Genomic DNA, 12,042 nt, shown 5'->3' with positions numbered 1-12,042 from the left:
GCAATAAAAATTTTCTGAGGGAATTTCCAATTTGGTGTTTCCAAAAATGAAAACCCCCTACCGAAAAGTAGGAGGAATTCAATATTGATGGTTCAAGCAAAGTCTTGAGCTATCTACCTCGGCGAATGCCGAGAGGCTATTGGTAAATAATAAGGAGGGTATTGAATGAGTCTAACCAAACGTCTTGAAAATTTACCCGTTTCTAGATTCCACTATATTTTGTTAATTACCGCTGGATTAGGTTGGATGTTTGATTCCATGGACACGGGTATCGTTTCATTCGTTCTTCCGGTTTTAATGAAAACTTGGAACTTATCGACGGAACAAGTAGGATATATCGGTAGTATTGGTCTTGTCGGTATGGCTTTAGGCGCTGTTTTAGGCGGATCAATTGCCGATATCGTTGGACGTAAAAAGGTTTTTGCTTTTACCCTTGCTATGTATAGTATTGCGACTGGATTATGTGGTCTTTCCTGGAACTATGGGTCGTTGTTGTTCTTCCGGTTCTTGGTAGGCTTTGGCCTTGGGGGACAGCTTCCTGTTGCAGTTACCCTTGTCAGCGAATTTTCCCCAGTGAAGCACCGCGGTAAGTTCCTCGTGTTATTAGAGAGTTTCTGGGCTGCTGGTTGGTTAATCGCTGCATTGATTTCTTATGTTGTTATTCCTAGATTCGGTTGGCCGGTTGCTTTCTTTATCGGCGCTGCTCCGGCACTTTATATTTTCTATCTCTGGAAGGCTATCCCGGAATCTCCTCGTTATCTGGAAGCAAAAGGAAGATATGCCGAAGCCGAAGCTATTGTTGCCAAAGTTGAAGCTCAAGCCGGTATTAAATACACCGGCGAAAAAGAAGAAAAAGAAGTTACCCCTGCTCCGGCAGCTGCACCGGCTTCCCAGGTTACTGTTCTTGATCTATTCAAGGGTAAACTTCTTCGAAGAACGGTATTTCTCTGGATCATGTGGTTTGGCGTTGTGTTCTCATATTATGGTATCTTTACTTGGTTACCATCCCTCTTGGCCTTGAAAGGGTTCGCCTTAACAAAGAGCTTCAGTTATGTTATGGCAATGACCTTAGCGCAGGTACCGGGCTACTTTAGTGCCGCTTACTTTGTGGATAAGATTGGCCGTAAGCCAACTATGACCGTTTATATTTTGGGTACCGCTGTCTGTGCTTATTTCTTCGGACAGGCGAATACGGCTGCAATGATTCTGACGTTTGGCTGTTTAATGTCATTTTTCAACTTAGGTGCTTGGGGTGTTATCTACACCTATTCCCCAGAAATGTATCCCACCCGTGCTCGGGCAACCGGTACCGGTTGGGCCGCAGGCTTCGGACGAATTGGGGGTATCCTTGCTCCAATCGTTGTCGGAAGTATGCTTGGAACCATGAAAATGACGACGAACGCAGTCTTCGTGATGTTCACGATAGTTCTCATTATCGTTGCGCTTGATGTTCTAATCCTAGGTGAAGAAACCAAAGGCAAATCTCTCGATGATATCAACTAAAGCACAATAAAAGAAGTGAATGACTTGAATTCATATCAGTAAATTAAGAGTTAAAACCCCAAATTTTCTCCCGTTTTAAAGCGGGATGACGATTTGGGGTTTTTAATGTACATGGTTAAACAACATTGAGAAAGTACATACTAAAAAGGTAAGTTACAACACAAGTAAGGAGGACCTATATGAAAGATTATTTTGATAATATGGATGTTATCGAGAAAAACCTAAAATATTTTACAACAAATCATGAAGAGGTTTACAAAGCCTATGAAAGGTATGGAAAATTAGTCCACGAAAGCGGACCTCTTGATCAAAAAATATGTTGGTTAATTAAAATTGCATTGTCTACTGCATCACAATATCCATTTGCTTTAAGAACTCATATTCTCAAAGCATTGAAGAGTGGATGTTCAAAAGAAGAAATTGAGCACGCTATAATGCTGGTTGCACCGACTGCAGGATTTCCTAAAACAATGGAAGGCATCTTAATCCTAAGGAAGGTAATGGAGGAAGTGGGTTAATATCAACGACGATTCTGTTAAGGGCCGGGAAAGAAGCAAGACTGCTGAACTCCCGGCTATAGTTTTATTTATCGTTATAAAGGGCGTTTGTATAGCAAAAAGAAGGGATTTATTTGGCTATCACGAAAAGACCTGTTATTGAGATGATTCAGAAAAAGTGAGAGGTGAGGGAGGAAATTACTATGGTTTTGAACTACCAATATCAATCTAAAAAGCCGGCTTCACGATCCCCCATACGAATGCTTTTGGGGAAGTTGTACTTCACCTTGCGACGATATTTCAAATGGATATTTAACCGATCAATCAGCTATGCCTTAGAATTGAGAAAGATTGAACTTCCTTATATCGTGGTATCTCATAAAACACCATTATATAGACAATTGCGTAATGTGGATATGTGGCTGCAGGAGAATAAAGCGACTAATCTAAAGCTGGCTTGTGAAAAGCTTGATGGGATTATCTTGAAACCGGGAGAAACTTTTTCATTTTGGCGTTTAGTCGGAAAACCGACAAAAGCAAAGGGATACCTAAAAGGGATGGTTTTAACAAACGGGTCATATACTGCAGGCGTGGGTGGCGGTTTATGTCAACTCTCAAACCTGATCTTTTGGATGAGTTTACACACACCATTAACTGTTACGGAACGTTGGCGGCACACACACGACGTTTTTCCCGATGTAAATCGAACCCAACCCTTTGGAAGTGGCGCGACTGTTGTTTATAATTATGTTGACTTACAGATAAGAAATGATACTGAACATGAATACCAACTTAAGGTTAGGGTAGGGGATAATGACTTAGAAGGAGAATGGAGATGTGAGCAATCCTGTCCTTACCATTACGAAGTCTACGAGAGCGAACATTTGATAAAACAAGAATGGTGGGGCGATTACACGCGTCATAATGTTATAAGACGAAAAGTTTGGGATGACTGTGATAATCTTGTTACCGATGAGCTTGTCACAGAAAACCATGCTATTATGATGTATGAACCCTTGCTGGAGAAGGGATAAAAAGTTAATAAAGTTAATAAGGATGACAAAAATCAAGTTTTAATAGCTCTTTCCTGTATTTGAGCATCCGTTCATAATGACTAGGAACCGGAAATAACGGCATGATTAATGCCGATGAATAGTGATGAATGGGATCAACACTTTCCGAACATAGTTCGCGGTTAGAATCCAAAAGATGTGCTTTCAATCACAAAGTAGTTCTCAGTTAATAATTAAAGGGGATTATTTATGAAACTTGATTTAAGACACAAAACACATAAAGCATTATTTGTAATGCTATTTTTCTTATATCTACTGTTTTTAATAAAAGTAATCCTTTTAAAATATGGATTCACAATGTCTTTATTATTAATGCAGCTTCCTGAAAGATCCTATAATATTATTCCGTTTAAAACGATAATTTCGTATTGCCTGAAATCAGATTTTAAAACATGTGTCTTTGAATTATTGGGAAACATAATTGCATTTATACCAATGGGATTTTTACTACCCTTTTTGTTGAAAAGAATAAATAAAATGAGGAAAATCGTTGCCATATGCTTAATGATCAGTTTGTCATTTGAACTAATCCAATTACTGACGAACGTTGGACAATTCGATATAGATGATATCATACTTAATACTTTAGGGTCTGTTATTGGATTTCTAATTTATAAAGGTCTCAACTTTCGCATCGTAAAAACTTGGTCTAACCCTGGGTCGTAACCTGTTTCGATGTGCTGAGTTTATTATTAGTAAAAGACAATAATGTAAATGGCTGAAGAGTCAGAAGGATGTGGAGAAATTGGGGGGACTGATCTCGACTATGCGATTGAATAATTCAAAAGGAAAAATGATAAGAGTGGAAGGCGAACAAATGAAAATTGTGGCTTTAGGGGATTCCATCACCGAAGGTTATCCTTTCAGCCCTCAGGAATCTTGGGTAGAATATGCGACTCGAAAATTAAAAATAGAAATCGTCAATCAAGGAATAAACGGCGATTTCACGCAGGGCATGTTGGAGCGTTTCCCACGGGATGTCATCTCGTATAACCCAACCCACGTGATAATTCTGGGCGGGGCAAATGATGCGTATGAAGGGCTTCCCCTGAGCCGTGTCAGCGCGAATTTTAGCGCGATGGTGGAAAAATGCAGCCATTACGGGATTATTCCTATCCTTGGCTTATCCACCCCCTCTTTATTATCGTCCGAAGAAAAATTTCTGGCGGAATACCGGAATTGGCTGAAAGACTATGCCAACCGGGAAAAGATGGTGGTGATCGATTTTTATACCCCATTTCAACGTGCGATCCAAGCCGGTGGGGCGGATAAACTGTATGTTGATGAAGTTCATCCTAGTATCGAAGGGTACCGGATGATGGGAGAAACAGCGGTGCAAAGGCTAGACGCAATCCAACCCCGCGGCAAATGGTTTTAAACTTGAAGGCCTCCATTACATTTAATATAATTATGTTGCATTACCTTTGAAAGGAAGAGCTAAGATTTCTACCCTAAGAAAGTATAACCTTAAATCAAAATTTGTGATTACAAGCATAGCGATCATAATGGTGGGATTGCTGCTATTAACCATCGTTAGCTTTTTCCAATTCAATAAAGTAAGTGAAAATGAACTGATTGATGCCATGTCCGCACGCACGGGGGAATCAGCCAGTCATATTAATACTTGGCTGGAAGCGCGGCTGGGAGAAGTTCGTGAAACGGTTGAAAGTCCGATTTTGGATCAGGCTTTAAAACTCAATCCCCAACTTGATCTGACACGAAATGATGAATCGATTCGCTTGATTGATGAATTGAATCAGTCTCGCTGGAAATATGTTTCGACAGTCTATCCGAATGAATATGCGGCTTTACATATCATTAATTATTTACAACCGGATGAATGGAACAATCCCGAAATGCTCGGAAAGCTTAAAGCGCGGTACTATAATGTTAAAGATGGTACCAATAAAACCGATCCTTGGGCTCAAGAAGCCACCGTTGAAGCAGCCAAAAGGTATTCAACAGCAGGTGGTGTTTATGATTCGATTTTTAAACCGGTCTATTCCCAGGCCTATGGGCGCAATATGGTCCTGATGGAAGCCTGGAAAAAGGATGACACAGGTAAAGTAGTCGCCGGGGCCGCGGCCAGCTTAACGATCGAGACGATTCAACAAATAGCCCAGCAAACGAGTTACGGAGATAAGGGTTATGGATTTTTGCTGGCTCAAGATGGTACTTTTATGACCCATCCGAACGCTTCGTGGAATATGAAGGAAAAAACATCGACAGTCGATGATGAGAATATGCAAAAGCTTGGGAAGCTGGCGGCAAACGGTCAGTCAGGTATCTTTCGGTTTACAGACAACGGCGAGAAGAAAATTGCCTTTTATAATCCGATTTCAATCGCCGGATGGACCTTAGTCACCGTTGTCGATGAAAACGAATTATTCATCCCGGCTAATAAATTATTGGTTCTCTTGCTGATCATCAGTTCCATTATTATTATTTTTACCTTGATGTTCGCTTACATTGTGTCCCTCATTTTAAATCTGAAGCGAAGCAATGCGGCCCGCGAGGAGTTGGAAGAAGCTCAAAAACATCTTTTAAATCTTGACCGTATGAAGGATGAATTTCTCACCAAGGTTTGCCATGAATTAAAGACACCGCTGCATGGTATCATGGGACTTGCGGAATGTACAAAGGATGAATTAGCGAATCAACAGCCGGGATTTGGGGAAAACTTGGATCTCATCCTTCGAAGCGGTGAACGTTTAACAAAACTTGTTGATGAAATCGCCGATTTTTCAATTTTAAAATATAATCAAGTCCGCTTAAATAGAACAAGGGTTTATCTTCAGGATCTTGCTCAAATGGTGATTACCTTAGAGCAATTTTTCGCCAATGAAAAAAAGGTGAAGTTAGAAAACGAGGTTCCCCCGGACTTACCCCCCGTGTTTGCGGATAGCGAAAGAGTCATGCAGATTCTCCACAACCTTGTGCGCAACGCCTTAAAATTTACAGCGGTCGGAAAGGTCGTGGTTGAGGCTCATTTAGAGGGAGAGGATACTATCCTTATCTCGGTGAGTGATACGGGGATTGGTATACCCCAAACGCAACTCGAAACCATTTTCAATCCGTTTGAGCAAGGGGATCCCTCGCGAGGGAATATTTATGGCGGTTTGGGATTAGGTCTTTCCATATCGAAGAGCTTAGTTGAATTACATCACAGCGTACTTACTGTCGTTTCAAATTCCGGCAAAGGTTCTTGTTTTCGTTTTTCATTACCGCGCTGGAACGGTGAGGAACCGGAACTTCCGAAAAAAACAACTCCCGCTCCGGCATCAATGGTCGGGCAAATTCAAGGTTCACCGGCAGTTGAACCATTGAGTTCGGAAGAAGATCTTAAACCGCAGCCCGGAGTTCCCCGAATTTTAGCTGTCGATGATGAGGAAATTAATCTTACCCTCATAAAAAACTGTTTTTATGGGCTCCATTATAAAATAGATTGTGTCAAAGACGGCGAAGCAGCCTTAAAGAAAATCAATGAGAATGATTATGACTTAGTGCTCCTGGATATGATGATGCCGGGCCTCAACGGAATCGAAGTGTGCCGGGAAATCAGAAAGAAATATCCCGAAAATCAATTACCCATTATCATAACAACCGTTCGCAATCGCCCCGAAGATATCGAGGTTGCGTTTATGGCCAAAGCCAATGATTATATTACGAAACCATTTCATAAGAAGGAATTGCTTGCTCGGGCTCAGGCTCAATTGCATTCCAAGGAAGTCTATGAGACGGAGCGTAAAATACATCAGGCAGAAATTTCGGTCCTGCAAGCTCAAATCCAGCTTCATTTTTTATATAACACGATGAATACGATTACAGCGCTTTGCCGGATCGATCCTTTGCAGGCAGCAGAAATCCTGGAGGAGTTAAGCAACTATTTACAGGGAAAATTCCGGTTTAACAGCTTGGAACTTATTCCCCTGAAACAAGAACTGGATCTTGTCCAATCATATTTGGCTATCGAGCAAGTCCGTTATGGCAAACGTCTCCGGATTGAATACGATATTGAAACGAACGCGAATCCCCTGATTCCGCCGCTTATTCTGCAGCCCTTAGTTGAAAATGCCGTGAAACATGGCGTTTATCCCAAAAGAAACGGCGGAACGGTCCGTATTTCAATCAAAGAAGTAAACGGTGAAACGGTCATTTGTGTAGCCGATGATGGTGTAGGGATGGCCTCCGCTAAGCTGGAGTGCTTACTGAACGATAAGGATGCACAGGAAGTGGGAATCGGTCTTAAGAATATTCATAAGAGGCTGCTAAAACATTACGGATGCGGACTCGATATTCAAAGCAGCTTAAACCAAGGAACAATCGTTACAGTAAAAATACCAAGCAATGAGGTGACTTAATTTGATTGACACTCTTCTCATTGATGATGAGGAAATAGCGGTAACTCAACTGGAGTATCTCTTAAAACAATATCCGGAGATCCATATTAGCGCGACTTTTACCGATCCCATTACGGCCCTGGAAAAAATAGAGGAATATAAACCGGAATTGATATTTTTAGATATTAAGATGCCGGAAATCAGCGGACTCGATGTGGCGGAAGAGATCATGCAAATTCTGCCGGAAACTTATTTTGTATTTGTAACGGCCTATGACCAATATGCTTTGAACGCGTTCGATTACAATGCGATTGATTATATTTTGAAACCTGTTTCTCTTAAAAGAATTGATCAAACCGTTCGCAAGGTCATAACCAATCTCAGAGGGGGTAAGGAAAAGACAACATGGGTCGCTGAACTTCCGAAAATCAGACAGATATATGGTGATGGATTTAATAAAATTATTGCTGCGGAAGAGGCGGGTAAGATAATCCTGTTGACGCCTTCCGACGTGATCATGTTTACCCCGCAAGGCCGCGGCGCCATAATTTATACCCCAAAAAAGACCTATCTTACGAAACAATCCATCAACTATTGGGAAGAAAGATTAGAACCCTTTAATTTTTTCCGTTGTCACAAGAGCTACTTAGTCAACTTTGACAAGATTGAGAAAATCCTGCCGATGTTTAACCATACCTACTTACTCAAAATTGCAAATTACCCTGAAGAAATTCCGGTAAGCAGAAGTAAAGCAAAAGAACTTAAAAAAATCTTGGGTCTATAAAATGACCCAAGATTTTTTTTACGGGGACTGCTTGGATTTGCCGCATATTTTTAAAAAGCGCTGCATGGGTACGGTCAGAAACTTATCCGTGCGGTAAATGACGGAGAGTGCCCAGGGAAATTCCGGGTTCTTCAGGTGGAGCTGACACACACGGCCGGCGTACAGCTTATCGATCAGGGGCCTGGGCAAAATGCTAACCCCCTGATTGTTGGCAACCATCTCCAAAAGCAAATCCCATTGGGAGCTTTCAAAAACGATGTTCGGTGTAAAACCCGCGGCTTTGCAGCGTTCCAGCATTACATCGTAATACATATAATCCCGGGAAACCATTAACAAACGTTCCGCCTTCAGTGCCCCGAACTCCACGCAGCTTTCGGAGGCAAGCGGATGTTGCTTGGGGACGACCAGCACGGCCTCCGAGTGAAAAACAGTTTGACTGCAAAACTTACTGTCTGAAAACGGTTCGATCACCACGCCCAAGTCGAGCATTCCGTCACCCACCAGATCCCGGATCGATTTGGAGGTGATCTCCGTAATCTGTAAGTCGGTTTCCGGGTAGGCCTGCCGAAATTGATAAATCAGAGAGGAAAAATAGATGGTCCCTGCGGTGGGGGGGGAGACCGAGGGTCAGGGTACCACCCGCGCGGCGCAGCTGCTGCTCCAGCTCCTGCGTTTGCGTATGATAATAGTCGAGCAGTTTTGTTGCATATTCATAAAATGCTAAACCGTCCTCTGTAATCAGAAGATCCTTCGCCCGGCGTTCGATGAATTCCGCCTGAAATTCATTCTCCAGTGCGCGAATGGCCTTGCTCAGGGTCGATTGGCTGACGAAAAGCTTCTCAGCCGCTCTTGTAAAATTGCGTTGCTTTACTACTTCCACATAGTAAGCCAGCTGAATCATTGTCATTGGAGATTTCCTCCTCAAATTATATATTCTATTTTCATTATTCTCGTTATTTCCACTATTTCCGTTATTCCCACTATTTTCATTATACTTGGAAATCTTATGATTGTAATCCCGAAATTGTTGATCAAGAGGTGCTTTTGTATGAATTTGATTCATACGGGTATGAAATTTATGTATTTCTCTTTTGAAAAAACACCGTGTTATGATAATAGCGAGGAAAAGCTTTGGCTAAAGCAGACGAAATGAACTGCTTGCGCGCGGCCGTACGCAAGCGAGAGGAGAGGTGTTTATGCTAGAGCAAGAGAAAAAAATATCTTCCGTCAGAGTCATACTGATTGAGATGGTGATGTTTTTCACATACGCGTTTTTCGCTGTGAACTGGATCGCCGGCAGCACGCTGACGCCGCAGATTATGGAGTATTTCGATCTGCAGTCGTTTGCATCGGCAACCTTTATTTCCAACGCCATCACCATCGCCAAAATCATCGGTAACTTCATGGCCGCCGGAATTCTTGTCAAGCTGCTGCCCAAAAAGGCGATCGGCTTGGGTTCTGGGCTGATTGTCACGGGCAGTGTGCTGGCTGTGCTGGCGCCGCAGTATTGGATTTTTATTTTGGGTCGTTTCCTTATGGGGTTTGGTGGTGCGCTGTATGTGGTTTATTTCAGCCCCGTTGTCATTCACTTTTTTGCCCCTGAAAAGCGCCCGACGGTCAATGCGATCAATAACGTTGCCTACAATGTCGGCGGAATCATCGCAATGCTGATCGTCGGCCCAGTCATCCACTGGATGCAGACCTGGCAGTACAGTATGGCATTTTTCGCAGCAATCAGCGCCGTATTGTTTATCGCATGGCCGATTGTGGGACAGGACTTTGAGTTGAATCGTTCATCCGGTGCAGATACGGAGAAATATACCATAGGAGATGCGCTTAAGGAAAAAATCAACTGGTTCCTGCCGCTTACCTATTCCGGATTACTTACCTTCTACATTGTTCTGCTCAATATTTTCCCGATTTCCGGCGTAACCGCAATCAACTCTAAAACACTCAGCATCTTGGTGGCGGTCGGCGGCGTCGTCGGTTCCGTGCTGGCGATTATGCTGTCTAAGGTGTACTTCAAGCGCCTGCCCGTGATCCGTTGGAGCGGTCTGGCCATGACCTTGTTCGGCGTGCTGATGTTTAACACGAAAAACGGTATGCTTTCGATGATTGCCGCCTTGGCCATCGGCGTGCTGATGTTCTTGCCGATCACTTCCCTCGTAATGATTCCGCAGGAATTGCCGAACATGTCTCCCGCAAAGCTGACGACCATTATGGGGCTGTTCTGGGCGCTGTCCTATGTGATCGAATCGGTAGTGTTCTATCTGATCGGCATTGTGATTGACAAATCCGGGTATTCGGCCGGATTGACCATCGCGCTGGTGATGAGCGCAACCTTCTTCCTCGGATCGTTCCTTCTTCCGGAAACAGGACGCACAGCAAAGGAAAAGAAGAAGTAAGTATGGAAAGGAAGATTTTTATGAGATCGTTTGAAGAAATATATCGTGAGAAAAAAATGACCGCCGAACAGGCGCTGGAATTAATTCAGGACAACGATTATATGTTTTCTGCCCAAGCGGCCGGGGAGCCTGAGGCGATTCTTGAAAAATTGCAGTACCTCAAGAAAACCGGCGTAAAAAATACGGTTTTGAATACCTGCCTGCCCCTAAAGTATTACGAATCGTTCAAGGACCCTGAAATGAAGGGGGTTATGGCACATAACGGCTGGTTTTTCAATGCCGGTCTGCGCGATGCACAGACCAAAAAACTGGTGAGCGATGTGCCCCAAAGCTCTACCTCCATTCTGCGCAAAACCCTTGACCGCATCGCTTATGAAAACCGCCGTCCCGTGGTGCTGGCCACTGTATCCCCCATGGATCAGCACGGCTATATGTCCCTGTCCATCAGCGCGATTTACGAGCGGGATCTGATCAACAAGGGGGCGCTTGCCATCGTGGAGGTGAACCCCAATTTTCCCCGTACCTTCGGTGACACACAGGTTCACATTTCCGAGGTTGCGGCAGTTGTGGAATCCGACCGCCCCATCTTCAAAAGCAAGCTAGCTCCCTACACCGAAGTGGATGCGGCAATCGGCAGATATGTTGCTTCACTGATCGAGGACGGCTCCACGATTCAGCTGGGAATCGGCAATATTCCGAATGCGGTGGCGACGGAGCTGAAGAGCAAGCGTCATTTGGGAATCCACACAGAAATGTTTACGGAAACTATGGTGGATTTGATTGAATGCGGCGCAGTGGACAATTCCCAAAAGGGTTTGCTCAATGGTTACTCGGTTTGCTCTTTCACAATGGGCAGCCAGAGGCTGTACGACTACATCGACAATAATCCATCTGTTTTGTTTAAATCCTGCACATTTACCAATGACCCGTACACCATTGGAAAAAACAACAAATTTATTTCGGTGAACGCCACACTGGAGGTTGACCTTACCGGCCAATGCGCTTCGGAAACGGTCGGCCACACCCAGTGGTCCGGCACTGGCGGACAGTCGGAAACAGTGCAGGGCGCGCAGATGTCTCCCGGCGGCAAGTCGATTATCGCCATGCACTCCACCTATACCACCAAGGACGAAAGCGGTAAAGAGGTTCTTCACTCGAAGATTGTGCCGTTTTTGCGGGAAGGCTCGGTCGTCACCACGTCCCGCAACGACACGGACTACGTGGTGACGGAATACGGCATTGCCTGGCTGCGCGGACTAAATGTGAGCCGCCGCGTTGAAGCGCTCATCAACATTGCGCATCCGGACTTTCGCGAGGAGCTGCGCCGACAAGCCGAAATAAACAGGATTTGGTAAAAAAACGTTTTCCCTCGCATAGCAACACCCCCTTTTGTAGTTGTTTTCCTACAGCAGGGGGTGTTTTTTGGACACAATCTTTGGA

11 protein-coding genes are annotated in these 12,042 nt (G+C 43.8%); 9 read left to right on the top strand and 2 right to left on the bottom strand.

Going from position 1 to position 12,042, the window contains the following annotated elements; all coding sequences use genetic code 11:
- The first annotated feature begins 165 nt into the window (after window positions 1-165).
- The 7 genes from VB077_RS10565 to VB077_RS10540 all read left to right on the top strand — a co-directional run bounded on the left by VB077_RS10565 (window position 166) and on the right by VB077_RS10540 (window position 8,197).
- On the top strand, window positions 166-1,503 hold the full coding sequence (locus VB077_RS10565; protein ID WP_323415200.1) for an MFS transporter: 1,338 nt from the start codon (window positions 166-168) through the stop codon (window positions 1,501-1,503).
- A 179-nt stretch (window positions 1,504-1,682) separates the two neighbouring features.
- Window positions 1,683-2,021, top strand: a complete 339-nt coding sequence (locus VB077_RS10560; RefSeq protein WP_323415199.1) for a carboxymuconolactone decarboxylase family protein — start codon at window positions 1,683-1,685, stop codon at window positions 2,019-2,021.
- A gap of 182 nt (window positions 2,022-2,203) precedes the next feature.
- Complete coding sequence (locus tag VB077_RS10555; RefSeq protein WP_323415198.1) at window positions 2,204-3,034, top strand: VanW family protein; 831 nt, start codon at window positions 2,204-2,206, stop codon at window positions 3,032-3,034.
- 228 nt (window positions 3,035-3,262) lie between these two features.
- On the top strand, window positions 3,263-3,739 hold the full coding sequence (locus VB077_RS16630) for a VanZ family protein (RefSeq protein WP_416337051.1): 477 nt from the start codon (window positions 3,263-3,265) through the stop codon (window positions 3,737-3,739).
- Window positions 3,740-3,839: 100 nt separating this feature from the next.
- Window positions 3,840-4,451: an SGNH/GDSL hydrolase family protein gene (locus tag VB077_RS10550; protein ID WP_323415197.1), complete on the top strand. Its 612-nt coding sequence runs from the start codon at window positions 3,840-3,842 to the stop codon at window positions 4,449-4,451.
- A gap of 46 nt (window positions 4,452-4,497) precedes the next feature.
- The gene (locus VB077_RS10545; RefSeq protein ID WP_323415196.1) at window positions 4,498-7,434 is read left to right on the top strand and encodes an ATP-binding protein; all 2,937 of its coding nucleotides are present in this window, start codon (window positions 4,498-4,500) and stop codon (window positions 7,432-7,434) included.
- 1 nt (window position 7,435) lies between these two features.
- The gene (locus VB077_RS10540; RefSeq protein WP_323415195.1) at window positions 7,436-8,197 is read left to right on the top strand and encodes a LytTR family DNA-binding domain-containing protein; all 762 of its coding nucleotides are present in this window, start codon (window positions 7,436-7,438) and stop codon (window positions 8,195-8,197) included.
- Between the two features lie 18 nt (window positions 8,198-8,215).
- Here VB077_RS10540 and VB077_RS10535 read toward each other — a convergent pair whose 3' ends face one another.
- A complete protein-coding gene (locus VB077_RS10535) occupies window positions 8,216-8,776 on the bottom strand; it encodes a LysR substrate-binding domain-containing protein (protein WP_323415202.1) in 561 nt (186 codons plus the stop codon).
- The gene (locus tag VB077_RS10530) at window positions 8,691-9,104 is read right to left on the bottom strand and encodes a LysR family transcriptional regulator (RefSeq protein ID WP_323415194.1); all 414 of its coding nucleotides are present in this window, start codon (window positions 9,102-9,104) and stop codon (window positions 8,691-8,693) included. The genes VB077_RS10535 and VB077_RS10530 overlap by 86 nt, the downstream gene beginning before the upstream one ends.
- Before the next feature lie 289 nt (window positions 9,105-9,393).
- On the opposite strand from VB077_RS10530, the gene VB077_RS10525 reads away from it, so the two are divergent.
- Both VB077_RS10525 and VB077_RS10520 read left to right on the top strand, forming a co-directional pair.
- A complete protein-coding gene (locus VB077_RS10525; RefSeq protein ID WP_323415193.1) occupies window positions 9,394-10,602 on the top strand; it encodes an MFS transporter in 1,209 nt (402 codons plus the stop codon).
- 2 nt (window positions 10,603-10,604) lie between these two features.
- Window positions 10,605-11,957 carry an acetyl-CoA hydrolase/transferase family protein gene (locus VB077_RS10520; protein ID WP_323415192.1) on the top strand — a complete coding sequence of 451 codons (1,353 nt, stop codon included), beginning with the start codon at window positions 10,605-10,607 and terminating at the stop codon, window positions 11,955-11,957.
- Window positions 11,958-12,042 lie beyond the last annotated feature (85 nt).

Origin of the sequence: Desulfitobacterium sp. (genome assembly GCF_034927245.1) — a bacterium.
In the GTDB taxonomy this organism is placed as follows: Bacteria; Bacillota; Desulfitobacteriia; order Desulfitobacteriales; family Desulfitobacteriaceae; genus Desulfitobacterium_A.
The sequence above is the reverse complement of the archived record's forward strand: the minus strand, read 5'-3'. Positions and strand labels throughout refer to the sequence as shown.

Excerpts from the sequence above, each read along its gene's own strand:
- VB077_RS10565 (WP_323415200.1), top strand. The coding sequence starts at position 166 with ATGAGTCTAACCAAACGTCTTGAAAATTTACCCGTTTCTAGATTCCAC.
- VB077_RS10560 (WP_323415199.1), top strand. The coding sequence starts at position 1,683 with ATGAAAGATTATTTTGATAATATGGATGTTATCGAGAAAAACCTAAAA.
- VB077_RS10555 (WP_323415198.1), top strand. The coding sequence starts at position 2,204 with ATGGTTTTGAACTACCAATATCAATCTAAAAAGCCGGCTTCACGATCC.
- VB077_RS16630 (WP_416337051.1), top strand. The coding sequence starts at position 3,263 with ATGAAACTTGATTTAAGACACAAAACACATAAAGCATTATTTGTAATG.
- VB077_RS10550 (WP_323415197.1), top strand. The coding sequence starts at position 3,840 with ATGCGATTGAATAATTCAAAAGGAAAAATGATAAGAGTGGAAGGCGAA.
- VB077_RS10530 (WP_323415194.1), bottom strand. The coding sequence starts at position 9,104 with ATGACAATGATTCAGCTGGCTTACTATGTGGAAGTAGTAAAGCAACGC.
- VB077_RS10525 (WP_323415193.1), top strand. The coding sequence starts at position 9,394 with ATGCTAGAGCAAGAGAAAAAAATATCTTCCGTCAGAGTCATACTGATT.
- VB077_RS10520 (WP_323415192.1), top strand. The coding sequence starts at position 10,605 with ATGGAAAGGAAGATTTTTATGAGATCGTTTGAAGAAATATATCGTGAG.